This is a genomic window from Aquirufa originis (assembly GCF_042714495.1).
GTDB lineage: Bacteria > Bacteroidota > Bacteroidia > Cytophagales > Spirosomataceae > Aquirufa > Aquirufa originis.
This window is the reverse complement of record NZ_JBBKXY010000001.1, coordinates 765109-791821: the sequence shown is the minus strand read 5'-3', so window position 1 is coordinate 791821 and position 26713 is coordinate 765109. Positions and strand designations below refer to the sequence as shown.

The following is a 26713-nucleotide window of genomic DNA, read 5'->3' as shown; positions in this document are numbered from 1 at the left end:
AGAAAAAGGTTTTTTGGCAGATGTAAATGTAATAATTTTGCTAATCTTTAAAACAATCCCTACTTAAATATGTCTTACAAAGCCTGCCTTTTTGATCTCGACGGAGTATTAGTTGATACAGCGATTTACCACTTTCAAGCCTGGAAAATGCTAGGAGAGAATTTCAACTACCAATTAACAGAAGAGCAGAACGAACAATTAAAGGGCGTTTCCAGAGTAGAATCCCTGAATCGCATTTTAGATTGGGCTTCATATTCCGCTACAAATGAGCAAAAAGAAGCTTGGTTGAAAGAGAAAAACGACAACTACCTACACTTAATCTCGAATATGAATCCGTCCGAAATCCTTCCGGGTGTGGTGGATTTTTTAGGCCAAATCAAAGCAGAGGGCTATAAAATCGCTTTAGGTTCCGCTAGTAAAAATGCGGAAATCATCTTAGAAAAGACAGGATTAATGTCTTGGTTTGATCTAATCATCGATGGAAATAAAGTAAGCAAGAGCAAACCAGACCCAGAAGTGTTCTTAAAAGGTGCCGAAGGACTCGGTTTTACGCCAGCAGAATGCATCGTTTTCGAAGACGCCCAAGCTGGGGTAGAAGCTGCCATAAATGGGGGAATGAAAGTCATTGGAATAGGAGAAGCGTCAGTATTGAGCGATGCTAACAAGGTAATTCCGAACTTTATCGGAATAAAATCAGCTGATTTGCTTCTTTTTTAAAGAAACAGCCTAGCACAGAAATGTCCAAAATTTACAATTTTCTATTTTTGTGACATTGTCCTAATTACCTAATAAACTGAATGAAGCAATATCTTAAAATAGATGAATGGAAAGTCATTGAAGACCAATTCCATCCTGCCTACAACGAAATCACCGAATCCATCTTTTCTCTCGGCAACGGACGAATGGGGCAAAGAGGTTCATTTGAAGAAACTTATACAGGTAAAACCCTTCAAGGAAATTATGTAGCGGGCGTCTATTATCCAGATAAGACACGTGTAGGTTGGTGGAAAAATGGGTATCCAGAATATTTTGCCAAAGTATTAAATGCCGCTAACTGGAATGGTCTATCTATCCAAATCGGCGGAGTAGAGGTCGATTTACACACGAGTGAAATCCATTCATTTTACCGTGAATTGAACATGAAGGAGGGTTATATCCTTCGTACCTGCGAAATCACGCTTTCGAACGGGAAACGTGTAGCCATCGAATCCGTTCGCCTAAATAGCATGGCAGATGATGAATCAGGTGTCATTTCCTATTCTATCACACCACTAAACTTCACCGAAGACATTCAAGTAAAAGCCTTTATCGATGGAGACATCAAGAATAAGGACTCGAATTACGATGAAAAATTCTGGGATGAGGTAAAAGTGGGTTCGAATTATGTTTGGTCCAAAACCAAGAAAACAGGCTTCGAAGTAATTACCGCTCAACAAATTGAAATTCAGACAAACGGTCATAAAGTAGACGCAAAAGCTACCTCTACAACCCGCGAAAAATACAGTGAGCTTGCTTACACGCTATCAGCTAAGCAAGGAGAAAAATTAACTATCATCAAGTATGCGGTTAATATTAGCTCCGAGAATCACCCAACAGCGTCCTTTGAAAAGATCGCCTCAGACTATTTAGCCCGTATTTCAACGAAAGGTTTTGACCAAATGTTGCAAGAACAAGCGGCAGCTTGGGCAACCAAATGGGCCATCAACGATATCATCATCTCAGGTGACGCATCCGCTCAACAAGGCATTCGTTTCAATATCTTCCAAATGAACCAAACCTACACAGGGGAGGACGATCGTTTAAATATTGGTCCTAAAGGCTTTACTGGTGAGAAATACGGCGGATCGACCTATTGGGATACAGAAGCTTATTGCATTCCATTCTACCTAGGTACCGCTCCGGCAAAAGTTTCTAAAAACCTATTAATCTACCGTTGGAAGCAATTAGATCGCGCCATTGAAAACGCAGGTAAGCTAGGCTTCAACAAAGGAGCTGCCCTTTATCCGATGGTGACGATGAACGGAGAAGAGTGCCACAACGAGTGGGAAATCACCTTTGAAGAAATCCACCGTAACGGAGCCATCGCCTATGCGATTATGGATTACGTGAATTACACAGACGATCGTAAACACTTAGTGGAATACGGTTGGGAAGTGTTGGTCGGAATCGCACGATTCTGGGCTCAACGCGTAAACTGGTCGGAAGACAAGCAGAAATACGTCATGTTAGGCGTAACAGGTCCTAATGAATACGAAAACAACGTAAACAATAACTGGTACACGAACTACATCGCCACCTGGTGTTTAAAATACACGCTTGAAGTTTACGCAGAGATTCAAAAGAATTACCCTGCAGAAGCGGCTGCTAAAATTACTTCAACAGCTTTCGCGAAAGAGGAAGTAGCGCAATTCCAGCACATCATTGAAAACATGTATTTCCCACGCGATGAAAAACAGGGAATCTATTTGCAACAAGATGGTTTCTTAGACAAGGTAATCGCGCCCGTAGATACCATTACAGCAGAAAGACCGATCAACCAAAAATGGTCTTGGGATCGCATCCTACGTTCTTGCTACATAAAACAAGCGGACGTATTACAAGGAATTTATTTCTTTGAAGACGATTTTAGCCTTGAGGAATTAGAGCGCAATTATAATTTTTATGAGCCCATCACGGTACACGAATCCTCGTTAAGTCCTTGCGTTCATAGCATTTTAGCCGCTAAACTAGGCAAAGAAGACAAATCATACGAATTCTACACACGTGCCGCACGTTTAGACTTAGATGATTATAATAATGATACAGAGGATGGCTGTCATATCACGAGTATGGCCGGCACCTGGATGTCCATCATTAAAGGTTTTGGTGGAATGCGCTTAAAGGATCACACCCTGCATTTCAATCCATTTTTGCCAAAACAGTGGAACGAATTCTCCTTCAAAATCAACTTCCGCGCGAATCAATTAAACATCGCGGTTAAAAAGTCGGGAGTGGAGATCACTAACTTGGCTGGACCAGAGTTGACGGTGTTTGTGCATGGAGAATCAAGACTACTCGAGAGTATAGATTAGAGAGTATAGAGAAGAGATAAACTATCTCTACCATAAACAAAAAGGGAGCAATTGCTCCCTTTTTGTTTATCCACATCTATACTCTCTACTCTATAATCTCCACTCTACTATCTCTTCTCTCTACTCTATAATCTATACTCTATTTTAATAGCTCTATATCCGGCATCGATTGATCCGTCAATGGAACCCCGTCACGTTCTTTACGCGCAATACGAGAATACAAGCCTATTTCTTGTGAGAATAGGAAGGTAAAGAATAGCTTCACAAAGGACGTATGGTATTTCAAGTTGTCATAAAACTCAGGAGCGGCCGCCTTTAACTTTGGCAAATTATTCCAAGGCACAGATGGCATATCATGGTGTTCATTATGGTAACCCACATTCATATTAATGCCGTTCAGATTTCCATAATACGAATACGTCTCTTGGTTCTTGTCTAACACTAAGAAATGCTCCTGGATCCAACGTGCTCCTAAAGGGTGTAATCCCACAGAAAATAGGAAACTTAATCCCATATAGGCTAGTGCTGACCAACCCCAGAAATACACAATGATCGCATCAAAGGCTATTTGAGCCATAATATTCATGATTACTGGACGATCAAACACCGCTAATTCGATACAACGCATCGTACGAATGCCTTGAAAGAAAGGGAACAACAATAACCAGATCATCTTACCGATGAAATAATTATCGATCAATTTAGCCTCCCAATAATCCGGTAAATCTGCATCTAATTCATGAACTCCCTGAAAAGCATGGTGCTTTAAATGGAAATTCTTGAAAGAAATGGCTGTAGGAAAGAGGGAAGGGAAGTTAGCGATGATTCCCGCTAACACATTCCAAGAATTCTTTTTGAAAATCAAATTGTGCGCAGACTCATGAATACACACAAACAACGTATGCGTCGGGAAGGCTCCAAAAATCCAAGCCACACCTACAATCGCCCACCATGGATAATCCTTGATGAAATAGGCCATAGCAATCTGCATACCTACACAGGCTAAAATCCAAACGAAGGTCATCGGATTCTTTCCGATTAAATGCTTCACCTCAGGATGTGCTCTCACAATGGCACGTGTACGCGCTCTATGCGGTTCTGGGCCTTCTACCCAATTAAAATCTTTTGATTCGGACATAATTGTCTACTATTTAGTATGCAAATATACCACATATCGCCATTTTTTCCGTTAGCTCACTGATTTTAAATCAAAAGGTGACAATATGTCATAAAAGCCTTTGGCCATCTCAAATGGCACATTCCTTGTATAAATGCTGTCAAAATATTTAAAAATAATCATGGGAAAAATTATTGGAATTGACTTAGGAACCACCAACTCATGTGTGGCGGTAATGGAAGGGAACGAGGCAGTCGTTATTGCAAACTCAGAAGGTAGACGTACGACTCCATCGATCGTTGCATTTTTAGAGAACGGCGAACGTAAAGTAGGTGATCCTGCGAAAAGACAAGCGATTACAAATCCACAGAATACGATTTCATCTGTGAAGCGATTCATGGGTAAAAAATATTCAGAGGTTAGCTCTGAACTTAAAACGATTTCTTACTCGGTAGAGCAAGGAAATAATGATACACCACGTGTTCGCATCGGTGATCGTTTATATACTCCACAAGAGATTTCTGCGCAGATTTTGACAAAAATGAAGCAAACTGCAGAGGATTATTTAGGCCAAACCGTAACCGAAGCCGTTATCACCGTTCCAGCTTACTTTAATGATGCAGAGCGTCAAGCGACGAAAGAAGCAGGCCAAATCGCTGGTTTAGAAGTAAAACGTATCATCAACGAACCTACGGCTGCTGCACTTGCTTATGGCGTAGACAAAGGTGGTAAGGATATGAAGATTGCGGTATTCGACTTAGGTGGTGGTACGTTTGACGTATCCGTACTTGAATTAGGCGATGGCGTATTCGAAGTAAAATCAACAGATGGCGATACACACTTAGGTGGAGATGACTTTGACCAAGTAATCATCAACTGGTTAGCAGAAGAATTCATCGCTGACGAGAATATCGACTTGCGTAAAGATCCAATGGCTTTACAGCGCTTAAAAGAAGCGGCTGAAAAAGCGAAAATCGAATTAAGTTCTAGCGCTGCAACGGAAATCAACTTACCATACATTATGCCGGTAGATGGTATCCCGAAACACTTAGTACGTTCTTTATCAAAAGCGAAATTCGAGCAATTAGCAGATAGCTTAATCCAGCGTACTTTAGAGCCTTGTAAGCGTGCGATGAAAAACGCAGGTTATACGAACTCGGATATCGATGAGGTCATCTTAGTAGGTGGTTCGACGCGTATTCCACGTATTCAAGAGGAAGTGGAGAAGTTCTTTGGCAAAAAGCCTTCTAAAGGAGTTAATCCAGATGAGGTGGTTGCGATTGGAGCTGCTATCCAAGGTGGAGTATTAACAGGAGAGGTGAAAGACGTGTTATTATTAGACGTTACTCCACTTTCATTAGGTATCGAAACAATGGGTGGTGTATTCACGAAATTAATCGAGGCTAATACGACGATTCCTACGAAGAAGTCTGAAACCTTCTCTACGGCAGCGGATAACCAACCATCCGTAGAATTAAACGTTCTTCAAGGTGAGCGTCCAATGGCGAAAGATAACCGTTCATTAGGCCGTTTCCACTTAGATGGTTTGCCACCAGCACAACGTGGTGTACCTCAAATCGAAGTAACATTTGATATTGATGCGAATGGTATCTTGAACGTTTCTGCCAAAGACAAAGGAACAGGCAAAGAACAAAAAATCCGTATTGAAGCATCTAGCGGCTTAACGGACGCGGATATCGAGAAAATGCGTAACGAGGCGAAAGCAAACGAGGCATCGGATAAATTAGAAAAAGAAAAAGTAGAAAAAATCAATCAAGCAGATGCGTTGATTTTCCAATCGGACAAGCAATTGAAAGAATACGGTGAAAAATTATCGGAAGGAAATAAAACAGCGATCGAAGGTGCTTTGGCAGAATTAAAAGTGGCTCACGCTTCTCAAGATTTAGCTGGTATCGATGCTGGATTAGAAAAATTAAATACGGCTTGGACTGCGGCATCTCAAGAGATGTATGCGGCAGGAGCTGAAGCAGAAGGCGGTCAAGCAACTCAATCAGCAGATTCAAATGGATCTGACGGAGGAGCGGAAGACGTTTCTTTTGAAGAAGTAAAGTAAGCCTAAGCGGTAAAGTAGAAAAGCCCGATCTGTGATGGATCGGGCTTTTTTTATGCCACATCTTTACTCTCTACTCTCTTATCTATTATCTACAATACCGTCCCACAACTTCAGCCTCACCTGCAATGACTTCACCGCAGCCTGAGTCGCTTTCTGCCACTTAGACTCATCGTTACCACACAAATGTTCCATCATCTTATAGGCTAACTCACTGTGGTGACCACCATCTACTTCGATATGGCGTTCTAAGTAATACACTAAAGTTTCTACTTTATCCGGTGAATCTCTTTTCAATTGATCGACAATGACTTGAAACATTTCCGGAATAATATCTTCTCTTCCAAATGTAAATATGGCCGCAATTTCTTCAATTCCTCGATTTTGAATCGAAGAAAAAGTAAACGTCAAGAAAGCCTTAACAGATTCAGGGATATTGGCTTTAGGGATTGCGAGCAACAATTCGTCCAAATTCGCGAAAGATCTTAACTCATGTAAGAAAGGAGAGGGCATAAACGACAATTCCTCCATCGCTCTTAAGTAAAGTTCAAAATGGCTGATGTAAACACCATTTTGATCCACATCGGACTCTTCCCCTAATACAATCTCATTGATTAAATAACGAACTTCTGCTGGGCCTTTGGGATTCCAAGGCACATCAACAGAGGTAAACTCCTGTTGCAACTTCTTTACTAGGGACATAAAGTCCCATACAGCGAAGACATGGTGCTTCATAAATACCTCAAGTTCTGCGGTACTTTGAATAAAGGAATTGATTGGATGATGCACTAAGGCATCACGTAAAGGGGAAATTTGTTCTTTTAGGCGGTTGATTTGTGTACTCATATTATTCGTGAATGGCGCGATAACGTAAAATTAATCGCTGACCGTTTCTGTTATTTTTAATTGATAATATTTCTGAAATAATGGAGATAGCAATCTCTTCTGGTCCTTCCGCACCAATATCCAAACCAATCGGTGTCGAAATAGGTAATAGCGTAACTAAATCCTGCTTGAAATGGTTTTGGAGCTTTTCAAATCTTTTCTTGGGTCCTAGGATTCCTACATAGGCCGGTGTAACAGGAGCGGAGAGCAATTTTTCCAAAATCTTTACATCCTTTTCCAAATCGTGCGTCATCATCACCAGAAAATCAGAAGATTGTACAGGCCAAGAATCTTCATAACTATAGCGTCCCTGAACAGTTAGATGCGATGCCATTTTGGACAATATCCCTACCCAATTCACGCGCCAAGCCAATCCACTCGCTTGCTGAATAAATCCTTGCGCATCAAATTGATTCCCAAAGACCCAAACCGTCATAGGCACCGGCAAATACTCCGTAAAGACGTCATCCGACCATTTACTTCCATGTGAGGCAGAGGCATCCTCTAATTCAATCTGAAAATCGACTGAAAATCGCATTCTCAATGTATGCGCATCATTTCCATCTAAATGACTCTTTAAAGCTTCGACAAGTGCATTAATTTGATCTTGATATGGATTAATATGAATTTCAATGACTCCTTGACAACCTAATCCAATGCCTAAGGCAAACGGGTCTTCCTCGCGGGTGTCATAGGTTATCGTTTTATAGCTCTGCGAAAACATGGCCAATTGTGCCTTCTTCAAAATATCCCCCTCTAAACAACCCCCAGAAATTCCTCCCCACCAGTTCCCATCTTCTGCGATTAGCATTCTCGCTCCTGGACGACGGTAGGCGCTACCCTCCACACGAACCACGGTTGCTAAGACAAATTTTAAACCAGCTTTTTGCAAATCCTTTACTTGCTGAATGACCGTATAAAGTTCTTTCATAGGAGTTTGGGTAAATTTTGGGAAAGGATTTCGCATACACGATCAATTTCCTTTTCTGTGGTAAAATAGCCTAAACTAAATCGACCACTCGCTAAGGCATCCTCATCCGAATAACCTAAGGCTTTCAACACGTGAGAGGGTAATTCCGTCTTTGCATTACAAGCTGAACCATTCGAAAACGCTAAGCCGTTTAAAACTTGAAACATCCGTTCCCAATCAGCCCCTTTTAGCGTAAAATTAAGAATGGATGGAACGGAATTTTCAGGAGAATTAATCAATGGGAGGTAACTAGAAAGGCGCTCTTTGGCATTTTGGTAAAAAGAAGCCTTAGAAAGCCATTCAGGGATCAGCTCTACAGCTTTTGCTAAGCCTACAATTAATGGAACTGGTAAAGTACCAGGACGTAAACCTCGCTCTTGCCCGCCACCATATGAAATAGACTGTAAAGGAACTCGGGCAACTAAAGCACCGATTCCCTTAGGCCCATAAATCTTGTGGCCACTAAAACTTAAAAGATGGGGCAATTTAGTCAGCGAGAGTTTTCCTATGGCTTGAGTTGCATCTGTATGGAAACAAATACCTCGAGCTTCACAGAGGCGCAATACCTCCTCATAGTCTAAAATAGTCCCTACTTCATTGTTGACTAACATCAGAGAAATGAATATCGTCTCTGGACGAATGGCATTTTCAAGTTCCGCAATATCCGTCAAATAAGTCACCGACCAACCTTCGACCTCTAAGGCATGAAACACCTCTAATACAGCCTTGTGTTCCATAACACTCGTAATGAGGTGTCCTTTCGGCTTTCCTTGCAGAAAACCACGTATTGCTAAGTTAATAGATTCAGTGGCGCCGGATGTAAATACGACTTCGGAGGGTTTTACTTGAAAATAGGTTGCTAATGTTGCACGAGACTGATCCACCGCTTCTGCGGCTCTCCAACCATACAAATGGGCAGATGAACCTGCATTTCCAAATACTTCTGTAAAATAGGGGAGCATAGCCGAAAGCACCTCCGGGTGAACCGGAGTAGTCGCTGCATAATCAAGGTAGATCGGCTGATGCATCATAGGACAAATATAGGCACAAAAAAAAGCCCCGAAAAATTCGAGGCTCTCTTTCTGTTTAAACAAGAATTACTTCAAGTTCTTCACAACTGCTTTGAAAGCTTCTGGATGATTCATCGCTAAGTCAGCTAAAACTTTACGATTTAAAGTCATTCCAGATTTATTGAATTTACCCATGAACGCTGAGTAAGAAAGACCTTCTTGACGAGCTGCTGCATTGATACGTTGGATCCATAAACCACGAAAATCTCTTTTCTTAACTTTACGATCACGGTATGCGTATTGCAAACCTTTCTCAACTTTGTTTTTTGCTACTGTCCAGACATTTTTTCCGCGACCGTAGAATCCTTTCGCTAACTTAAGGATTTTCTTTCTTCTAGCTCTTGAGGCTACGTGATTGACACTTCTTGGCATAATTTTTTGTTTTTTGAAATGAGGCGAATCGGTTGATTACTTGAGCCTTCTTTCTGGTTTAACAATAACTTAAATTCTAATTAAAGACCTAACAATAAGTTAACGCGGTCCATATCAGATGGGTGAACTAAAGTAGCGTGAACTAAATTACGCTTTTGTTTAGTTGTTTTTTTAGTTAGGATATGGCTATGAAATGCGTGTTTACGCTTAATCTTACCAGTTCCCGTTACTTTGAAACGTTTTTTCGCTCCAGAGTTAGTTTTAATTTTTGGCATTGTTTGATAATTATGTAAAAATTAAATTTTGAAATTTGGAATGCAAAAGTAATGAAAATTACCCTATAATTCCAGCATCCGTATAAAAATTATTTCTTGATGGCTTTAGGGGAGAAGATGATGCTCATACGCTTACCTTCTAATTTTGGCATATCGTCTGGTTTACCTACATCTTCTAAACCTTTAGCGAAATTCAAAAGCAACATTTCACCACGCTCCTTAAACACAATCGTTCTACCCACAAAGTGTACGTAAGCTTTCACTTTAGCACCTTCTTTTAAGAAATTAACGGCATGTTTTAATTTGAAATTGAAATCATGCTCATCCGTGTTAGGACCGAAACGAATCTCTTTAATGACCGTTTTCGTAGCATTGGCTTTGATTTCCTTCTGTTTCTTCTTTTGATCATACTTGAATTTAGCATAATCGATGATCTTACAAACAGGAGGAACTGCTTTAGGAGAAATCTCCACTAGATCTAAATTCTGAGCTCCAGCTAATTCCAAAGCCTTAGCAAAGGGATAAACTCCCACTTCAATATTCTCGCCTACTAAACGAACCTCTTCTACACCACGAATTAACTGATTGATGCGGTAAGGCTCTTCTTCTCTTCTGTTTCCTCTGTAATTGTTATTCGGGCGTAAAGCCATAAAATAAAATGGGTTTAATATTATTAAATCGAAAGCTAAATCAAAATTAACGCAAAAGCAAGCAAAAAGCGCATAAGCTCCTATTTTTCATAGGTTAAGGACTGGATTTCTTCTTGTGCCATCGCGATGAAAGCGTCCAAAGTCATCGATCCCACGTCACCGTCACCTTTCTTACGAACACTTACAATGCCTTCCGCTTGTTCCTTTTCACCTACTACAATCATGAAAGGCACTTTAGCGATTTCCGCATCGCGAATTTTACGCCCCATCTTTTCATTCCGGTGATCTACATACCCACGTAAATCTTTCTCTTGTAAGCGTAAGTACAATTCGTTCGCATAATCCTCGTATTTCTCAGAAATAGGAAGAACAGCGATTTGATCCGGTGATAACCATAAAGGGAAATTACCCGCTGTATTCTCGATTAAGATAGCAACAAAACGTTCTAATGAACCAAATGGTGCACGGTGAATCATGACTGGACGGTGTTTCATATTATCTGAACCCGTATATTCTAATTCAAAACGTTGTGGTAATTGATAATCTACCTGAATGGTACCTAACTGCCACTTACGACCCAAGGCATCTTTCACCATAAAGTCAAGCTTAGGGCCATAAAAAGCCGCCTCACCGTATTCAATTACGGTAGGTAAACCTTTGGCTTCTGCCGAACGAATAATCGCTGACTCAGCGCGATCCCAATCTTCATCGTTACCGATGTACTTTTCTCTGTTCTCTTTATCACGCAAAGAAACTTGAGCTGAATAGGAATCAAAACCTAAGGCTTTGAACACATATAAAACCAAGTCAATTACCTTCATAAACTCGTCCTCTACTTGATCAGGACGACAGAAAATGTGCGCATCATCTTGAGTAAAGCCTCTCACACGCGTTAAACCGTGCAATTCACCACTTTGCTCATACCGATATACCGTACCAAACTCTGCTAAACGCAAAGGCAAATCCTTGTAAGAACGAGGCTTTGTCTTGTAAATCTCGCAGTGGTGAGGGCAATTCATTGGTTTTAAGAAGAATTCCTCATTTTCATCCGGCGTACGAATGGGTTGGAAAGAGTCCTTTCCGTATTTCGCATAGTGACCAGAAGTCACATATAATTCTTTGCTCGCAATGTGCGGTGTAATGACAGGAGAATAACCCGCTCTTACCTGCGCGCGACGTAAGAAATTTTCTAAACGCTCCCGAAGTAATGTGCCTTTAGGTAACCATAATGGTAGACCCATGCCTACTTTCTCAGAAAAGGCAAACAATTCCATTTCCTTACCGAGTTTACGGTGGTCACGGCGTTTGGCTTCTTCTAATAAGGTCAAATATTCTTCTAATTCTTTCGCTTTAGGGAAAGTGATCGCATAAATACGCGTTAATTGCTTCCGTTTTTCGTCGCCGCGCCAGTAGGCTCCAGCCACAGAAAGTAATTTGACGGATTTAATAAAACCCGTGTTAGGGATGTGTGGTCCACGGCATAAATCCGTGAAATTACCTTGGTTATAGAAGGTGATCGAGCCATCAGCTAATCCATCAATTAATTCTAATTTGTATTCGTCGCCCTTCTCTTGGAAATAAGAAATGGCATCAGCCTTAGAAACAGACGTACGAACATATTCATTTTTCGTACGTGCTAATTCCAGCATTTTATCTTCGATCGCCTTGAATTGATCTGAACCAAATTCTTGCTCTCCTAAGTCGATATCGTAATAAAAACCGTTTTCAATAGCTGGCCCGATACCGAATTTGGTACCTGGATACAAAGCCTCGATCGCTTCTGCTAATAAGTGAGCAGATGAATGCCAAAAGGTCTTTTTCCCATCTGCATCATTCCAGGTTAACAATTGTAAAGCTGCATCTGCTTCAATAGGAGTGGAGGAATCCACTACTTCGCCATTTAAATTAGCCGCTAACACGTTACGTGCTAAACCTTCTGAAATAGACAAGGCTACTTGAAAAGGAGTGATTCCATTTTCAAATTCTCTTACTTGTCCGTCGGGAAATGTAATTTTGATCATTCTAAAAAATTTGTGCAAAGGTACAAATTAAGGCGCAATGTATTGAAATGCGCACCTGATTAATTTTGAGATAAAGAATCTGACGAAACAGCCAGTGAATCTGAAGTAGATTCTGCGCGCTTGATAGGTAATAAACCTTGTTTGGCCAAATCAAAATACACCAATTCCGCTTGCAAGGATTTCGTTTTAGGATATACTTTAAGCACTTGTTTATAGACCAAAGCCGCCTGAGTATATTTTTTCATTTTAACCAAAAAACGAGCCCAATACCGCATAAAATAGGGATCCATCGGGTATTTCTTCAAACTAGCTAAAATGAGTTGCTGGTAGCGCAAGGAGGCAAGCTCTTGTAAAGCCTGATCATAAAACACATAGACTAAAGGTGATTCATCTGCAGGCTTAGTATCCATCAAAGTATAAAGTCGAACAGAATCAGAAACGGCAAAATCTTTCACCGCTTTTAACCTCGCCTTGTCAGAGATAGGTAACAGCTCAGCGTTCATTTTCTGGAGATAATACCTTCCTAAACTCATCTGATTGGTGGCAAAATAGTTTTCTGCTAACAATAGACTGTTTTGAGGGGAATTCCATTCCGTAATTTCGACTAATTTCGCCCGATCAATAGACGTTGAATAATCCTCCACTTTTTGCTTAATCTGGGCTGAAAGTGCCAAATAGGCGGGCTCGCCGGGGTTATCACGCAATGATTTCTCTACATCTTGATCAGCTAAACCATACGCGTGCAACATCAAATAATTCTTTGCTCGCAAGTAATAGAGATTCGCACTCGGCTGATCTTCCAGCTGAAGTGTTAGAAATTGAATATTTTTCTCTGCTTGCTGACCCGTAGCGATTGCTCCTTGATCGGGAATTTTTTCACCCTTTGAATCGGGTGAACTTTGGCAAGACCACATGAAAAATAAACCAATAAAGAATAATCTTACAGCCATTTTAATACAAAATCAATCATCCAGCGCACTTTCACGCCATAAGGAGGATAGAAATTCTTTAATAGATTTGTTCGTTGAATGACTACTGATTTTTGGTTAGAGAACTCGACAAAACCATAATGACCACCAGATTTACCAATTCCAGAGTGATTCACACCCCCAAATGGCAATTCATTATGTCCAAACTGGATCAAACAATCATTCACCACCGACGTTCCTGAACTCGTATGATCTAAAATATAGTGATTAAACTCCGTGCTGGTCGAAAATACGTACAAAGCGAGTGGCTTGTCACCTTGGCGAATGTTTGCCGTCACCTCAAATTCATCTTGATAGGACATTACCGGTAGGATAGGACCGAAAATCTCTTCCTGCATGATGCGCATATCCGGTGTACAGTTTATCAATACAGTAGGCTCAATAAAGCAATCGTCAGCATCTGTATTTCCACCAAACAATACTTTTGCCCCTTTCTCCTTCGCATCCTCTACTAGCGAAACGATGCGATCAAAATGACGTCGATTGACGATTCGGGCATAATCTTTACTTTTGGCTACGTTTTTTCCGTAAAAATTTTCAACTGTCGCTTCTAGCGCCTTCAAAAACGAGAAGTAATTCTTTTCGTGTAGATATAAGTAATCTGGAGCGATGCAGGTTTGGCCATTATTCAAGAACTTACCCCAAGCAATCTTCGCTGCCGCTTCCTCCACATTCACTTCTGGGCCCACAATTGCTGGAGATTTACCACCCAATTCAAGCGTTACAGAAGTTAAATGCTTGGCAGCCGCGGCCATCACCACTTTCCCAATGGCTGGACTTCCTGTAAAGAAGATGTGATCAAATTTTTGCTCTAATAAAAAGGTAGAAACACTGGCATCCCCCTCAAAAACAGCTACTTCACTTTTATCAAATAAAGACGAAATCATCTTTTGAATAAATGCCGCAGTGGCAGGGCTTAATTCCGACGGCTTTAAAATGACCGCATTACCCGCCGCAATGGCGTGTACTAAGGGGCAAATCGACAGATTAAAAGGGTAATTCCATGGAGAAATAATCAAACAAAGACCTTTTGCTTCGTATTGTACTAATCCTTTCGTCCCTAATAACATTAAAGGGGTTGAAACCGATTGAGGTTTCATCCAAGATTTCAAATGCTTGATGGTGTGGTTGATTTCTCTCTTCACACCTAGCATCTCAGCAATCACAACCTCTGAGGCGGGCTTCTTAAAATCAGCATACAAGGCATCACATAATTCCTCTTTATGTTGCATCAAATAGCTTTCGATTTTGCGCAATTTCGATATGCGATCCGAAGCAGATGAGGTAGATAAACGCAATAAAGCGGATTTCTGTAGATGTAAAACGTCTAAAATTTGATTTTCCATAGCTAAAAAATGAACTGTAATTTCTCTTCTAACTCGTCAAAATAATAATTGTTTCCACTCGGTTTACGCAGTGAATGACCCGCCACATACCACAAACCATCTCCAGGATATACGGCTAAACTAGCGGTTTTACAGTTCTGATTTGCCTTATCTGCAGAAAATTCTGCGATAAATACGTGGTTCATTAAATCTTGTAATTCATCCCAATTAGCAAACGTTTTCTGTCCTTCTTCGCTGTCTTGATACGTAAAACTCAAGGAGGCAAAAGACATTTCTCCTTCGATTTTGCGCCAATTACCTTTGCGATCCATAAATTGAAATCCTAAATAAAGGGGTAATTCGCGACCATCGATTTCGAACATCGCTTGCATGAATTCTTGAATTAACGATTCCTGAGGCTCTAAATACAAGGGCACGTTGGGTGTTGTGTCATTCGCTTCCAGTGTAATAAAAGGCTCCTGGTCTTTAGGGGAGCAAGATCCTGTCACATATTCTTGGAAAGCAGACATCAAACGATCTCGCCAAACCAAAGGCAATTCACCTTCATAAGTCCAGCTATCATCAGGCACTAAACCATCCGCAATTAATTCTTCGCGCGAAAAATCCGAGCGATCAATGTATTGAATTTCAATCGCCACCGAGGGCTTGTCAGTATCAAATTGCAAAAAAGAAAATACAGCTTCTAAATGGTAAGGCGCTGGCACATTAATGGGCGACTCATAGAATAGCTTGAAGCTGCGGGATAATTTATTCGGGTTCATCTAAAGGGAATTAAGATACAAAGCTACGGTTTTCGCCGTATCAATTTTAGCACTCGCGGTTTTAATAAAAGAAGGAAGGCAAATGATTTCTTTGGGAATCTCTGCAGAACTGAGCAGCCCCGGCTCTACAGAAAATGACATAGGCATGGAGGATTCCAAAAACAAAACCAATTTATTTCCCCAAAAAGCATCAGGGATTCCTGCTACAAACAGGGGCAAGGAGGTCAAAGAACGATACACCCGTTCTATTTTCTCTGGCTGTAACTTGATACCTCCGGAATTAATGACGCGATCTAAACGTCCTTTTAAGACAAATTGACCCTCTGCCACCAGTTCAACCACATCCCTTGTCTCCATCCATTTGCTTTCGGTCACCAGAGCACAAATCAATAAACAATCGTCGTCATTCTGACCTATTTGGACACCCGGCAATGTGTGAAAATAAGACTGATTCCAAGTCCGATAGGCAATATGGGAAACCGTTTCTGTCATACCATAGGTTTCATAAACAGGAAAACCGTAGTCTTTTCGCAAGCTATCTGAGACAGATGCACCTCCTAAGAGAATACCTTTTGCTCGTTGAAAATAATCAGTGAGCTGTACTCCGGATTCTATCATTGTCGCCCACTGAGTAGGCACAAATGACGCTAAATGAATGTCTTGGGGAGGAATTTGGCTTAAGGGGTTTTGGCAAGGTTCGACTAAAATCAATGCTAAATCGTGTACTAAAGCACGTACTAATACCATCGCGCCAGCTATATAGGTAGGAGGAAGGGATAATAATGCGACATCACCTTTCTCTAATTTCAACCAATCTCCGGTCATTTTCGCAGAAAAATAGAATCGTTCCCTTGAAATAACTAGGGCTTTAGGTTCTCCCGTAGAACCCGACGTATGAAAGGTGAATTCCGTTTGACCAGCGCGCCATGCCTGGCAAAAGGCAAAGACTTGTCGCTCAAATTCTGTTTCAGCAACAGGGAAATCCAAGAAGAGTGAAGCCAGGTGGCGCATATAATTAGAGAATCTTTCCAAAATTAACCAAACATTCTCTAATTTCGTAGGTTAATAAAGGTACACCCTTTAGCAAGCCCCATTTATGTCAGAAGAAGCATTTTTTAATCCCATCAATCCTGATAAAGTAGCCGAAAATCCTGGTTTACTACCGTATGCTCATACAGCAGGAGGAGCGGTTATTAAACCGGACGACATGGGTAAGGTGAAAGGACGTTCTATGCTAGCCATGCGCCAGCAAACGGATCGCCAAATGAACCAGTTGTATGAACAAATGGAGGTTTTGGCACGGCAAGCGAAATTATTAGCTGACCGAAAAGAAATATCCGAGCGCATTTATGATGCTGCCATGGGCTTCGAGCCGATCATTAGCGAGACCTATTATTTGTACGAAAAGGAGAATGGAGCAGACTTGCTTTCTCTGGTAGCACCAGAAGAATGGGGCCGGTCGTTCAAATATAGCCGCTTTTTAGCCAAAGTAACATTATTAGCCGACCACACGTGGGAGGTAGAATACAACGAATCTAACTAATACATTTATGATTTCATCATTCCCTTGGGAAACCATCAAAACCTACGAGGATATCTTATTTCAATTCTATAATGGAATTGCTAAAATCTCTATTAATCGCCCACACAAACACAACGCATTTACGCCATTAACGGTACAAGAGATGTCTGAAGCGATGGAGTTAGCGCGTCAAGATACGCGTGTAGGTGTGATTATTTTAACAGGAGAGGGAGGCAAAGCCTTCTGTTCTGGTGGCGATCAAAGCGTTCGCGGAGATGGTGGATATGTCGGAAAAGATGCGGTCCCACGCTTAAATGTATTAGATCTTCAACGTCAAATCAGAACGATTCCTAAGCCCGTAGTGGCCATGGTGGCTGGCTGGGCGATTGGTGGTGGTCACGTTTTACACGTCATCTGCGATTTATCCATTGCGGCAGAAAATGCCCGTTTCGGACAAACAGGACCTAATGTAGGTTCTTTTGATGGAGGTTTTGGTGCTTCTTATTTAGCACGTGTCGTAGGTCAAAAGAAAGCAAGAGAAATCTGGTTACTTTGTGATCAATATGACGCGTCAGACGCGCTTCAAATGGGATTAGTGAATAAAGTAGTTCCTTTAGAAGACTTGGAAAAAACGACGGTGGAGTGGTGTGAGAAGATTTTGGAAAAAAGTCCTTTAGCGCTTCGCATGTTGAAATCTGCGTTCAACGCGGAATTAGACGGTCAGGCGGGTATTCAAGAATTAGCCGGTAACGCGACACTCTTGTATTATTTATCAGATGAGGCCAAAGAAGGGAAGAATGCCTTCCTCGAAAAGCGTAAACCAGACTTCTCTAAATTCCCTAAATTCCCCTAAATATGAATTATTGGTTAGTTAAATCTGAACCGTTCAAATATTCTTGGGATGATTTCGTTAAAGAGGGGAAATCTGTTTGGGATGGCGTGCGTAATTACCAAGCTCGGAATAATATGATGGCGATGAAAAAAGGCGATTGGGTCTTTTTTTACCATTCAAACGAAGGTATGGAGGTCGTGGGTTTAGCAGAAGTACAAAAGGAACATTTTCCTGACCCCACCACGGAAGATCCGCGCTGGGTAGTAGTAGAATTAATTCCTATTAAAAAATTCGCTAAAACCGTTACGTTGAAAACGATGAAAGCTGACGATCGCTTATCCGGTCTAGCACTCATCAAACAATCTCGTTTATCCGTAACGCCCGTCGCAAAAGCAGAATTCGATATTATTTTAAGCCTAGCTGAATAAAGATGAAATCGATCCGCCTACTTATTGCCTTAACACTTTGCACTTTAACTGTATTCGCTCAAGAAATGAAGCGAATTGAAATCCCCACAGCAGGACAGCTAGAAACCTTTTCCATTCCTTTAGGGGAAAAAGGGGTCATCGTGTTAACACAATTAGGCAAATCAGAATTCAATATTCGCAAGTTTAATACGAATCTAGAACAAGTTTGGACGAACCAGGGAAGTATAGAAGGCAATCTTGATTTTGTCACACATTGTTATGACGGAAATCGCCTTTATTTATTGTTCAGTCGCTTTAAAAGCAATAATTATTACATTGTCCGTGTTAACCCGACCGACGGAAAAATAGAAAAATTCCAAATTTTCTCCGTCGAAAAAATGGAGATTTCGAACTTTAAGGCACTGAATCAATCTCTATTTATTGGAGGAATCGTCAATAATACGCCTGTCATTCTTTTCACCAATTTGAGCGAGAAAAGAACCCGCATTCTTCCAGCCGTTGTGAATGGTCAAGCGGAAATCCAGTCGATGGATTTAGATACAACACAGCAGCAAATCAATGTGGTGTATTCGGTAGGCAAAAAAGCAAAGAACTTTCAATTGCTATTAAAGTCATTTGATGAAGATGGGAATCAATTAGGACAGATTACGATGAATCCAACAGACGAATTCGCCCAAATGAATGCTAAATCGACTCAATTAAATGATTCATTACAAATCGTGGTGGGCACCTATGGGCACAAAAATACCATCGGTTCCTCTAAAGGGCCAAGTTCTCAAGGATTGTATTTCAGTTCTTATTTAGATGGCGATTTACAGGAATCTAAGTTTACTAGTTTCACCCAGTTTACGAACTTCTTTAATTTCTTAGGTGAAAAGCAGAAGAATAAACAAGAGAAAAAGATTAAATCGAAAGAAGAAAAAGGGGAGGAGCTTCGATTGGATTATCGCTTATTAATGCACGAAATCATTAAAAAAGGAGACCATTATATCGTCGTAGCGGAAGCCTTTTATCCGGATTATAAATATGTGAATTATTCTCCTTTTGGTGGAACCTTAGGAATGCTAGGTGGCGGACTCTATTCTCCTTGGAATATGCTCTATAATCCCTACCGTTGGGGCTATGGAAATTACGGATTGTATTCGCCATTTTCGAGCTATTATAGCCCTTGGGGATACAGAGGATACAATTCTTATAGTAATTCACAGCAATTTGATGGATGGATTTATACCCATGCAGTCATCGCAGAATTAGATGAAAAAGGTAACGTATTGTGGGATCAGTCAATCGATTTGAATAACATCAAAGAGGATAAGTTGATTCAAAAAATAAAGACTTCTCTTCATGGAGATATGTTGACTTTATCTTACCAAAGAGGGAACAACATCATCTCTAAATACATCAGCGCACAAGGTCAATCTGGCGATGAAAAAATACAGGAATTAAGTACACAAAATGAAGGCGATAAAATCCGCCGTCAAGAAAAATCAGATCTTAATTATTGGTACAGCAATAACTTTATTGCTTCAGGCAACCAAACCATTAACAATTCAGAGGAAGGAAGACGCTCCGTGTATTTCCTAACTAAAATCCCATTGAACCCCTAAAATTTGAAAAATTCAGCTTCTATTGCCATTGAAACTCCCGCATTTTGGGGTAAAAACTACGAATTAATTGACTCCGGTGGGTTCGAAAAGCTCGAGCAATTTGGGGCTTTTGTGGTGAGACGTCCAGAGCCGCAGGCTGTTTGGCAAAAATCTCTTTCGGAAGAATTCTGGGTAAGTAAGGCGAATGCTTATTTCAAAAAAGAAAAGGGAAGCAATGAAAGGGGTGTTTGGGAAGTAAAGAAAGGCGTACCGGATAAATGGTTTATGCCGTATCAATCAGAGACTTTGGATTTGAATTTCAAGATTTCTTTATCCTCCTTCAAGCACGTGGGTATATTTCCAGAGCAAGCGTCGAACTGGGAGTTTTTGGCAAAAAACATTCCTTTGTTAAAAACACCTAAACCTAAAATCTTAAACTTATTCGCCTATACGGGTGGTGCTAGTTTAGCCTGTAAGCAGGTAGGTGCCGATGTCACACACGTGGATTCGGTAAAACCCGTTTTATCCTGGGCGAGAGAGAATATGGAAGTCTCCAAGCTTGACAATATCCGTTGGATGGCAGAAGATGCACTTAAATTCGTCAAACGCGAAGCCAGACGAGGAAATTTCTACCAAGGTATCCTGTTAGATCCTCCAGCCTACGGACGCGGTCCTGAAGGGGAAAAATGGGTACTAGAAGAGCAAATCGATGATATGTTACGATCTGTGAAGGAGATATTAGATCCGAAAGAACACATCCTTTTAACGAATGTCTATTCCTTAGGCTTCTCAACCTTGGTTGTTGAAAACTTAATGAAGGGTATTTTCAATGTACCAGAAAAGGCAGAATCAGGAGAGATCTATTTGAATGATGAATACGATAAAAAACTCCCCTTAGGAGTCTTTTATCGATATCTATATCAGTCTTAGTTTTTCGGATAAATCACGCCTTTAGCAGCTAGAAGCGTGTTTTTCATCAAAGATACGATGGTCATCGGACCTACACCTTTGGGTACAGGAGTGATGTAAGAACATTTAGGGGCTACGTCATCGAAATCCACATCGCCTTTTAAAGCAAAGCCTGATTTCTTTGTCGCGTCTTCTACTCGCGTTAAACCTACGTCGATCACAACGGCACCTGGTTTAATGTGAGCAGACTTAATAAACTCTGGTATACCCAATGCCGCAATAACAATATCCCCTTGAGAACAAATTTCTGCTAAATTAGTCGTTCTAGAATGCGTTAAGGTAACCGTGCAGTTACCCACCGGGTGATTGCGCTGCATTAAGATGGACATGGGTAAACCGACGATTTGAGAGCGACCTACTACCACACAGTGTTTTCCAGCCGTTTCTATTTTGTAATAGGCTAATAAATCCAATACCCCTTGTGGAGTAGCGGAGATGTAAGCTGGTAAACCTTTGGCCATACGACCAATATTGATCGGGTGGAAACCATCAACATCCTTAGACGGATGAATCGTTTCCATCACTTTATCTGGATTAATGTGCTTTGGAAGTGGTAATTGAACGATTAAGCCATCCATGTCCGGATTGTCATTCACTTTTTGTACTTCCGCTAACAAATCAGCTTCAGAGATCGAAGGGTCAAAACGCAAGAGGGTAGAGGCAAAGCCTAATTCCTCACAAGACTTCACTTTATTCGCTACATAGGTCTCAGATGCGCCGTTATTTCCTACGAGGATGGCCACTAAATGAGGAGCTTTTTGGCCCGCTGCGACCATTTGTTTTACTTCTTCACCGATCGCGACTTTCATCGTTTCAGCGACCATTTTTCCATCAATAATCTGACTCATATGCTTATTTTTTTCGTGCTTTCTTAGGTGCAGGAGCCGCGTCGCCAAGAGCTAAACACTCCTCTAATGTTAAATCGGCTGGTTCAGTTCCTTTAGGGATTTTCACGTTGCGTTTACCGATTTGAATATAAGGCCCGTACATACCGTTTACCACTTTAACCGTTTCATTTTCGGCAAATTCCTTAATGAATTTATTCGCTTCCACTTTACGCTTCGCTTCGATTAATTCAATCGCACGAGCTTGATCAATGGTAGCTAAATTATCCGTTTTAGCTAAAGAATAGTATTTGCCATTGTGTTTCACATAGGGACCAAAACGGCCTTTGCCCGTCTCAATCAATGAATCTTCAAAGTATCCTAAACCACCAGCTTCTGCATCCTTCAAGGCTTGGGCAATCACGGCAATCGCTTGATCCATTTCAATCGTGAACGGATCGTGGGTATCTGGCAAACTCGTAAACTTACCATCATATTTAATATAAGGACCTAATTTTCCAGCACCGATAATCACTGGCATATCGTTGTGAATACCTACTTCGCGAGGTAATTTAGGGCGTTCTAATAAGGCCAAAGCTTCTTCAAAAGTCAATGTACTTACTGCTTGCGTCTTCGTTAAATTCGCAAAGACTGGCTTTTCTTCCTCAGAAGATTCACCTAACTGTACAAAGGGACCAAATTTTCCTAAACGAACCGAAACTAATCGTCCCGTCTTCGGATCTACGCCTAATTCTCGTCCACCTCCCACAGAACTGCGGTTGATAGACTTAGAATCTTCAATCGTTTGATGGAAAGACTTATAGAAGTTCTTCATCAAAACGGTCCACTCTAATTTACCTTTGGCGATGTTATCAAATTCATCCTCCATTTCCGCGGTAAACGTATAATCGACCACGTTTTCAAAGTTCTCAACTAAGAAATCCGTTACGAGAGTTCCGATGTGCGTAGGAAATAATTTCGCTTTTTCTGTACCCACCGTCTCCGTTGCCTTATTCCCAGCAATTTCGTTGTTCGAAAGTACCCAAGTTTGGAATTCACGTTCTCTACCCGGACGATCTTCTTTCACGACATAGGCACGCTTAATGATAGTCGAAATCGTAGGAGCATAAGTCGAAGGACGACCGATGCCTTTTTCTTCCAAAGCCTTCACTAAACTCGCCTCCGTATAACGTGGGGCGGCTCTCGTGAAACGCTCTTGGGCTTTCATTTCGTCTAATTCTAATACTTGACCGACGTTCAAAGGAGGCAACATATCTTTGTTCTCATCCTCATCCTCGTCATCTTTCCCTTCTAAATAGGCCTTCAAGAAACCTTCAAAAGCAATCACTTCTCCTTGGGCAGATAGAAGCTCAGGAGTGGTTGAAATATCGATCAAAGCGGTCGTTCGCTCAATTAAGGCATCTGCCATTTGAGACGCAATCGCACGCTTCCAAATTAACTCATATAAGCGCTTCTCGCGCGCATCACCTGTGATGCTATGGTTCGCAAAATCCGTTGGACGGATGGCTTCGTGAGCCTCTTGCGCACTTTCTGATTTGGTTTTAAATTGACGGCTATAGTGGAATTTAGCGCCATAAGCTGATTCAATTTCCGCTTTCGCCTTATCACGCGCTTCTTGCGATAACATCGTAGAATCGGTACGCATATAGGTAATGCGACCTGATTCGTAGAGTTTTTGAGCGACTGACATCGTCGTAGCTACCGCAAAACCTAATTTACGAGAAGCCTCTTGTTGCAAAGTAGAAGTAGTAAAAGGAGGAGCTGGGGATTTTTTCGCCGGTTTCGTTTCTAAGCTTTTGATGCTAAACGCAGCGCCTACACATTTTTTTAAGAAGTCTAATGCGTCATTTTCTTTGGCAAAAGCCTTCGATAATTCAGCTTTCAATACTTTCCTACCTGGAAGATCAAAATGAGCGACTACTTTAAAGGTAGCCACCGCCTCGTGATTTTCGATTTCACGCTCACGCTCTACGATTAAGCGAACAGCCACAGATTGTACACGGCCGGCAGATAAACCTTTCTGCACTTTAGACCAAAGCACCGGAGATAATTCGAATCCAATCAAACGATCCATAATCCGACGAGCCTGCTGCGCATTCACTAAATCCATATCAATGGTACGTGGCTGCGTGATGGCTTGTAAGATAGCAGGCTTCGTAATTTCGCGGAAAACAATGCGTTTCGCGTTATCTTTTAATCCTAATGCCTCTTTTAAATGCCACGAAATCGCTTCTCCTTCGCGGTCATCATCCGTTGCTAACCAAACTTCCTCAGATGATTTCGCTAGACTTTTTAACTCAGAAATGACTTTGGTCTTGTCCGCAGACACCACATAGGTGGGAGCGAAGTCATTATCCACATCAATGGCCTTATCTCCCTTGATAGGCAAATCACGTACGTGACCAAAAGAAGACTTCACCACGAAATCCTTTCCCAAATATCCTTCTATGGTCTTCGCTTTCGCAGGAGACTCAACGATGACTAAATTTTTTGCCATTGTGTTGGTTAAAAAATGAAATTCTTAAAATGACCTCAAATATAAGGGCTCTAAATTTAACAAAGGGGCAAAATTCGCCGAAAAGCTAAAAAAAATTATTCTGGGATATTTCCGATGCGAATTCGTGAATTGATATTCACCCGAAATCCGATGTAACTAAATTGACCATTAATGAAGTTAGCAATCGCCTCTAATCGAAAGACTTTAAACACGCCATCAAGTCCGTAACCTAGTTCGTTATAGAGTAAATTTTGATTCTGGACATAATTCGCATTGGCGATCAAGACTTCCTTTACATAGAGCTTTTTCATGCCTAATAAAGGCTTTAACCATAGATTAGAAAACTGAAAGAAGCTCAATGCTTCGACATAAGTTCCAGCCGTAGAATTAGCATAATGATTCACATTCAATCGCTGATTCGTACCAGAAGTAAAGTTTTGGTAATAACCAATTAAACGCTCAGAGGCCAGCATTTCACCCGCCTGAATCAAGTTTAGACTCCCGTTGTAATGTTTGTAATCAATAAAATAGGTCGGTTTATTTCCAATAAACGTCCCCGCATTGATTAAAAGCCCCATCTTAATCCACGGATTCACTTCTATATTGTGCAGATACGACAATTCAACTTGATTAAAATCAGTCGAGGACCCACCCACGTCTTTCCAACCCGCACGGTATTTCGCTAACAACAGGGGAGAGGATCCCCAATCTGTCAGACGTCTGTTGGCTCTGTAACTTTGAGTCAAAAAGGGCCTAAAACCAACTTGTAACTGAGTTATAAAGGATTGATGAGTCGCAAATCCTTCCTGGGTATACTCTGAATTCGTCGGATTATTTGGCTTAAAGTCGCGATTCAAGAAGTTAATCCAATAATAATCCGTTGTGTTATCCATCTGTGAACGTTCCGAATATTCGATTAACGATTTCAAAAAGAAGCGTGCAGAAAACCGTTTGGTAAAATTCAAGGAAGTGAATTTTGACCGATAAATCTTCATTTGATTGTTTTTTAACAATAGCGTAGATAGTGAATTCATCTCAGGAGAAATCGTATTCTCCGGATTATATTGCGCCACATAATCACCATTAGTCAGGGCTAAATCGAAAGAATCACCTCGATAGCGTAATCTAACCAGACCAGAATTACGGTTTATGCCAAAAGCTCTCCGCCCTAAAACTTCTGCCTCTAACATATGGTAACGAGACCAACGCTTTCTGAAAACTAAACCAGAGTTAGCTACAAATCCTTCTACTGTATTAAAATTAGAATCAAAAACCGGGGATTTATAATAGATCTCAAATGGATAAAAATCACGCTTGAATTCCCCGAAATAAAAGGACTTACTCAAAATTAACTGAGATGGATTAAATGGTGTTACTTTAAAACTATCAATCACTACCTCTCGGTTCTTCATTCCCGGAACCTCTGTGAAAAATGCGGGATTCAATCCTGTATTTGTTTCAGCCGATTTGTAATAGACTGAATCAATCATCACTAAATTAGACGTAGGTCGCTGTTTCCATTTACGCAATAAGGAACCATGCAAATTGGTCAAAAACTGGTTCGCAAACGTCTCATCAAAAGCTACTGCCGAAATGTTTAAAGTTTCTTTTGCATTTTTGGGCTCTTCAAATAGACTAGCTTCAAATTTCCATTCTGCAGGTTTACCTATCGTTTCTTGATCCCAAACATATTCCCCATCACTCCCCAATAAACCTGCTAAGAGTCGAATTTGACCCTTTTTAGGGATCCATTTTCCTTGAAAGCCTTGGTGCTGCAAATCAAATAAATAATCAATCGCATCAGCAAATACAGCCCCTTCAAATCGCACAATCCAACCCGCTTCATCTAAGGTCAATGTTCCCTTAAATAAACGGTCGCGACGTATTTTAGGCTCTACTTGAAATTGATAGCAAGCTTTACCTTCGACTAAGGTGTCTCCTTTAAAATTAAAATGGTAGTAGGATTTCGCTTGATAACTCAAAGGTGAGACGCAGGAAGTTCCCACATAATCTTGGTAAAAATCTGGCCAAAGAAAAAGCGTGGGTTTCGTATACTTCTTATGAAAAGTCTGAACAGATTCAATGCCGTGGATTAATTGGTTCAAATGTCCCACCTGTACTTCAGATATGGTTTGATTCCCATACCATTGCCCCATTTGAATACCTTCTTTCGCAGCTAATCTCTTGCGAGCAATACCAATAACCTGATTAAATCGTGCCTTTTCTTGCACCTTAACCCGCATCTTAAATGAACCAATGGACTTGCCATGTTCCTCAGCGGAACTCAAAGCTTTATCTAGTATGGAAGCAGGAGAGAGGGATTGCGCTTGACTTTCATTTGGAACAAAATGAAAAAAACATCCAATCAAAAGCAATATTTTCAAATAGTTCAAGCGATCTGGATCTTAAAATGTTCAAATAGTTCTATTATAAATA

23 protein-coding genes are annotated in these 26713 nt (G+C 40.9%); 8 read left to right on the top strand and 15 right to left on the bottom strand.

Features of this window, described 5'->3' with window-relative positions:
• Positions 1-69: 69 nt before the first annotated feature.
• Both pgmB and SKC35_RS03400 read left to right on the top strand, forming a co-directional pair.
• On the top strand, positions 70-717 hold the full coding sequence (gene pgmB / locus SKC35_RS03405; protein WP_377978057.1) for a beta-phosphoglucomutase: 648 nt from the start codon (positions 70-72) through the stop codon (positions 715-717).
• Between the two features lie 80 nt (positions 718-797).
• Positions 798-3071, top strand: a complete 2274-nt coding sequence (locus SKC35_RS03400) for a family 65 glycosyl hydrolase domain-containing protein (protein ID WP_377978056.1) — start codon at positions 798-800, stop codon at positions 3069-3071.
• Positions 3072-3210: 139 nt separating this feature from the next.
• Here the strand turns inward: SKC35_RS03400 and SKC35_RS03395 are convergent, their stop codons facing one another.
• Positions 3211-4209, bottom strand: coding sequence for a fatty acid desaturase (locus tag SKC35_RS03395; protein WP_377978055.1), 999 nt, complete (start codon positions 4207-4209; stop codon positions 3211-3213).
• Positions 4210-4369: 160 nt separating this feature from the next.
• Between SKC35_RS03395 and dnaK the strand changes: the two genes are divergently transcribed.
• Positions 4370-6262, top strand: a complete 1893-nt coding sequence (dnaK, locus tag SKC35_RS03390; RefSeq protein ID WP_252622848.1) for a molecular chaperone DnaK — start codon at positions 4370-4372, stop codon at positions 6260-6262.
• A gap of 78 nt (positions 6263-6340) precedes the next feature.
• On the opposite strand, the gene SKC35_RS03385 is transcribed toward dnaK, so the two are convergent.
• The 11 genes from SKC35_RS03385 to SKC35_RS03335 all read right to left on the bottom strand — a co-directional run bounded on the left by SKC35_RS03385 (position 6341) and on the right by SKC35_RS03335 (position 16609).
• Positions 6341-7105 (bottom strand): DUF3050 domain-containing protein, encoded by a 765-nt coding sequence (locus tag SKC35_RS03385; protein WP_377978054.1) that lies wholly within the window; start codon positions 7103-7105, stop codon positions 6341-6343.
• Position 7106: 1 nt separating this feature from the next.
• A complete protein-coding gene (locus SKC35_RS03380; protein WP_377978053.1) occupies positions 7107-8075 on the bottom strand; it encodes an XdhC family protein in 969 nt (322 codons plus the stop codon).
• Positions 8072-9145, bottom strand: a complete 1074-nt coding sequence (locus SKC35_RS03375) for a cysteine desulfurase family protein (RefSeq protein WP_377978052.1) — start codon at positions 9143-9145, stop codon at positions 8072-8074. The genes SKC35_RS03380 and SKC35_RS03375 overlap by 4 nt, the downstream gene beginning before the upstream one ends.
• A 66-nt stretch (positions 9146-9211) precedes the next feature.
• On the bottom strand, positions 9212-9556 hold the full coding sequence (gene rplT / locus SKC35_RS03370; RefSeq protein WP_130896642.1) for a 50S ribosomal protein L20: 345 nt from the start codon (positions 9554-9556) through the stop codon (positions 9212-9214).
• Between the two features lie 80 nt (positions 9557-9636).
• Complete coding sequence (gene rpmI / locus SKC35_RS03365) at positions 9637-9831, bottom strand: 50S ribosomal protein L35 (protein ID WP_130896641.1); 195 nt, start codon at positions 9829-9831, stop codon at positions 9637-9639.
• A gap of 89 nt (positions 9832-9920) precedes the next feature.
• Positions 9921-10481: a translation initiation factor IF-3 gene (gene infC / locus SKC35_RS03360; RefSeq protein ID WP_130896640.1), complete on the bottom strand. Its 561-nt coding sequence runs from the start codon at positions 10479-10481 to the stop codon at positions 9921-9923.
• A gap of 80 nt (positions 10482-10561) precedes the next feature.
• Complete coding sequence (thrS, locus tag SKC35_RS03355) at positions 10562-12502, bottom strand: threonine--tRNA ligase (protein ID WP_130896639.1); 1941 nt, start codon at positions 12500-12502, stop codon at positions 10562-10564.
• Between the two features lie 59 nt (positions 12503-12561).
• A complete protein-coding gene (locus SKC35_RS03350; protein ID WP_377978051.1) occupies positions 12562-13452 on the bottom strand; it encodes a hypothetical protein in 891 nt (296 codons plus the stop codon).
• A complete protein-coding gene (locus SKC35_RS03345; RefSeq protein WP_377978050.1) occupies positions 13443-14837 on the bottom strand; it encodes an aldehyde dehydrogenase family protein in 1395 nt (464 codons plus the stop codon). Before SKC35_RS03345 ends, SKC35_RS03350 begins: the two co-directional genes overlap by 10 nt.
• 2 nt (positions 14838-14839) lie before the next feature.
• Positions 14840-15598 carry a hypothetical protein gene (locus SKC35_RS03340; RefSeq protein ID WP_377978049.1) on the bottom strand — a complete coding sequence of 253 codons (759 nt, stop codon included), beginning with the start codon at positions 15596-15598 and terminating at the stop codon, positions 14840-14842.
• Positions 15599-16609, bottom strand: coding sequence for an AMP-binding protein (locus tag SKC35_RS03335; protein WP_377978048.1), 1011 nt, complete (start codon positions 16607-16609; stop codon positions 15599-15601). It lies immediately after the preceding gene.
• 85 nt (positions 16610-16694) lie between these two features.
• Between SKC35_RS03335 and SKC35_RS03330 the strand changes: the two genes are divergently transcribed.
• Genes SKC35_RS03330 through SKC35_RS03310 form a run of 5 tightly spaced genes read left to right on the top strand, consistent with a single transcriptional unit; the run spans position 16695 to position 20896 of the window.
• Complete coding sequence (locus SKC35_RS03330; RefSeq protein ID WP_223130595.1) at positions 16695-17141, top strand: DUF2452 domain-containing protein; 447 nt, start codon at positions 16695-16697, stop codon at positions 17139-17141.
• A 7-nt stretch (positions 17142-17148) separates the two neighbouring features.
• Positions 17149-17973 (top strand): 1,4-dihydroxy-2-naphthoyl-CoA synthase, encoded by an 825-nt coding sequence (gene menB, locus SKC35_RS03325; RefSeq protein WP_130896633.1) that lies wholly within the window; start codon positions 17149-17151, stop codon positions 17971-17973.
• Between the two features lie 2 nt (positions 17974-17975).
• Positions 17976-18380, top strand: a complete 405-nt coding sequence (locus SKC35_RS03320) for an EVE domain-containing protein (RefSeq protein WP_377978047.1) — start codon at positions 17976-17978, stop codon at positions 18378-18380.
• Positions 18381-18382: 2 nt separating this feature from the next.
• The gene (locus SKC35_RS03315) at positions 18383-19987 is read left to right on the top strand and encodes a hypothetical protein (RefSeq protein ID WP_377978046.1); all 1605 of its coding nucleotides are present in this window, start codon (positions 18383-18385) and stop codon (positions 19985-19987) included.
• A gap of 3 nt (positions 19988-19990) precedes the next feature.
• On the top strand, positions 19991-20896 hold the full coding sequence (locus SKC35_RS03310; protein ID WP_377978045.1) for a class I SAM-dependent methyltransferase: 906 nt from the start codon (positions 19991-19993) through the stop codon (positions 20894-20896).
• On the opposite strand, the gene SKC35_RS03305 is transcribed toward SKC35_RS03310, so the two are convergent.
• From SKC35_RS03305 to SKC35_RS03295, 3 genes are all read right to left on the bottom strand, one after another.
• The gene (locus SKC35_RS03305) at positions 20893-21783 is read right to left on the bottom strand and encodes a bifunctional 5,10-methylenetetrahydrofolate dehydrogenase/5,10-methenyltetrahydrofolate cyclohydrolase (protein ID WP_377978044.1); all 891 of its coding nucleotides are present in this window, start codon (positions 21781-21783) and stop codon (positions 20893-20895) included. The genes SKC35_RS03310 and SKC35_RS03305 overlap by 4 nt on opposite strands.
• Before the next feature lie 4 nt (positions 21784-21787).
• A complete protein-coding gene (topA, locus tag SKC35_RS03300; RefSeq protein WP_377978043.1) occupies positions 21788-24277 on the bottom strand; it encodes a type I DNA topoisomerase in 2490 nt (829 codons plus the stop codon).
• A 95-nt stretch (positions 24278-24372) separates the two neighbouring features.
• Positions 24373-26661, bottom strand: a complete 2289-nt coding sequence (locus SKC35_RS03295; protein ID WP_377978042.1) for a DUF5686 family protein — start codon at positions 26659-26661, stop codon at positions 24373-24375.
• Positions 26662-26713 lie beyond the last annotated feature (52 nt).